We start from the raw sequence: 2,026 nt of genomic DNA on the forward strand, positions 1-2,026 counted from the left end.
GGTCCGCGTAAACGGCCACGCTCGCGATCCCGGCATCCCGGCACGCCCGGGCCACGCGGACAGCGATTTCGCCACGGTTGGCGATGAGCACCTTGCGCACGATTGAGGCTCCCTCCTTGAAACAAGCCGAGTTTAGGGACCGCCGACACGGCACTTCGACCCGTCCCCAATGGTGAGCTTGCCCACACGGAGCGTGATGCGAGGCTCACTCGACCCACGAAAGCCCTTGTCGCGCCTTGGTACGCAGGGCTCCTTCGGAAAACCCTAGCCCCGTCATGTGGCCAAGGTCTCTGTGAGAGCGTGCTGCGGCCCACTTCGTTTCTTTGTGGAGTCCCTACGAATGGCCCAACGAATCATTGGTGGCGGCCGGACCCTTGTCCTTGGCTTTACTGATTAGTAGCGTGCGCGATGCTCGGAACGTACTTCAGGTAACAGCAGCCTTGAGCCGTGCTCGGGCCGCGCTTAGAGCGGGAGTGGGTGGGAACCGGTGGTGCGCAGACCGGTGGCGTGGATCGTGGCGGTCGTCCTCTTGGTCGAGGCATTCGGGATCGCGGCGCTGAACTGGTTCCTGGGGATGGTGGTCGACCGGCAGGACATGTCGCTGGCCGGCCTCGACCCGGACATGATGTCGATGTCCTCGAAGATCGGCGGCCTGGTCTTCGGGCTCTACTTCGCGCTGTGCGGCCTGGTCGCCCTGCTCGTCGCCGTGCGCGACCGGGCCCCGGCCGGCGTCGGACGCATCCTGCTGATCAGCGTCGCCGTGGTGCACGGGGTGCTGGGTGCGGTCACCTGGGGCCTGGTGGGCTGGCCCGCGTTCCTGTTCATGGTGGCGGTGCTGGGGCTGGTCGTCCTGCTCCTGATGACGTACGACGGCCGGAACGGCTGGGAGTCGGATGCCGGCGACGCCCCGGGGCCGGACGACGCCCCGGACGTCAAGATCCTCCCGCAGGGCGGGCCGGTCGACACCGTCCCCGCTGCGGTCACTCCGCCGGCGTCCACAACTCCGTGATGGCGACGCCCAGTTCGGCCAGCAGTCGCCGTACGAGGGGCAGGCTGATGCCGATCACGTTGCCGTGGTCGCCGTCGATGCCCTCGATGAACGGCGCCGAACGGCCGTCGAGGGTGAACGCCCCGGCGACGTAGAGGGGTTCGCCCGAGGCGACGTACGCGGCGATCTCCTCGTCGGTGGGCTCGCCGAAGCGGACGACGGTGGAGGCCGTCCCGGACACGTACCGCTTGTTCGCCGTGTCCCAGATGCAGTGCCCCGTCTGGAGCGTCCCCGCCCGCCCGCGCATCGACTTCCAGCGGGCGGTGGCCTCCTCGGGGTCGGCGGGCTTGCCCAGGGCGTGCCCGTCGAGCTCCAGCACCGAGTCGCAGCCGATCACCAGAGCGCCCTGCACCTCCGGCCGGGCCGCCACGACGGAGGCCTTCGCCTCGGCCAGGGCGAGGGCCAGCTCGGCGGGGGTGGGCGCCGAGATCGCGTCCTCGTCGACGCCGCTCACGATCACTTCGGGATCCAGCCCCGCCTGGCGGAGCAGCCCGAGCCGGGCGGGGGACTGGGAGGCGAGTACGAGGCGCCTGCGCGGCTTAGCAGTCATGCGGTCAGGTTAGCCATGACACCGCGCACCGCTCACCTCAGGCCGATCACGATCATGATGAGCAGCATGGCCAGCGCCAGGAGAAGGCCGAGCCGCCGCAACATGTCCTGCATGTCACGCAGTTCCTTCGGCGGCTCGTTCTCCGGGTCGGACCACAGCATGCGTCCCAGCGTGCGCCGGGCTTTGGGCGGGTGCCTGAGTACGGGTACTCAAATCGGCGGGTGGTGTCGTAGTGCCGTGCGCGGTGCCCGTGCCCGTTGAAGGAAGGGCCCTCAGGCCGGCCAGTAGGTGCGTCGCCAGGTCGATGGCCCCGGCTGGGGCAGTCGGTGGGCAGCGATGCGGGCGGGGTCGGCCCAGGAGTCGCGTGGTCCGGGTGTGCCGGGTGGCGGGGCGGCTGCCGCCGCGGCGCGGGCGCGGACCACCGCCAG

At 69.9% G+C, this 2,026-nt stretch carries 5 protein-coding genes; 1 reads left to right on the forward strand and 4 read right to left on the reverse strand.

The genetic code is table 11. From position 1 onward, the window contains the following. A partial coding sequence (locus ABZ910_RS36235; protein ID WP_157847070.1) for a biotin carboxylase N-terminal domain-containing protein occupies positions 1-100 on the reverse strand: 100 nt, incomplete at its 3' end. A 387-nt stretch (positions 101-487) separates the two neighbouring features. Here ABZ910_RS36235 and ABZ910_RS36240 point away from each other — a divergent pair. Further along, positions 488-1,009 (forward strand): hypothetical protein, encoded by a 522-nt coding sequence (locus ABZ910_RS36240; protein WP_361373687.1) that lies wholly within the window; start codon positions 488-490, stop codon positions 1,007-1,009. Here the strand turns inward: ABZ910_RS36240 and ABZ910_RS36245 are convergent. The 3 genes from ABZ910_RS36245 to ABZ910_RS36255 all read right to left on the reverse strand — a co-directional run. Continuing rightward, positions 981-1,598 carry a nucleoside triphosphate pyrophosphatase gene (locus tag ABZ910_RS36245; protein ID WP_361373689.1) on the reverse strand — a complete coding sequence of 206 codons (618 nt, stop codon included), beginning with the start codon at positions 1,596-1,598 and terminating at the stop codon, positions 981-983. The two genes, ABZ910_RS36240 and ABZ910_RS36245, sit on opposite strands and share 29 nt — an antisense overlap. Positions 1,599-1,630: 32 nt before the next feature. Beyond that, positions 1,631-1,759, reverse strand: coding sequence for a hypothetical protein (locus ABZ910_RS36250; protein WP_361373691.1), 129 nt, complete (start codon positions 1,757-1,759; stop codon positions 1,631-1,633). A gap of 111 nt (positions 1,760-1,870) precedes the next feature. Then, positions 1,871-2,026: acyl-CoA carboxylase epsilon subunit (locus ABZ910_RS36255; protein WP_361373693.1), on the reverse strand; the 156-nt coding region annotated here is incomplete at its 5' end.

Origin of the sequence: Streptomyces sp. NPDC046805 (assembly GCF_040645355.1) — a bacterium.
Taxonomy (GTDB): domain Bacteria; phylum Actinomycetota; class Actinomycetes; order Streptomycetales; family Streptomycetaceae; genus Streptomyces.

What these genes read in the sequence shown, in the direction of transcription:
- ABZ910_RS36245 (WP_361373689.1), bottom strand. Translation starts at nt 1,598, where the DNA reads ATGACTGCTAAGCCGCGCAGGCGCCTCGTACTCGCCTCCCAGTCCCCC.
- ABZ910_RS36250 (WP_361373691.1), bottom strand. Translation starts at nt 1,759, where the DNA reads ATGCTGTGGTCCGACCCGGAGAACGAGCCGCCGAAGGAACTGCGTGAC.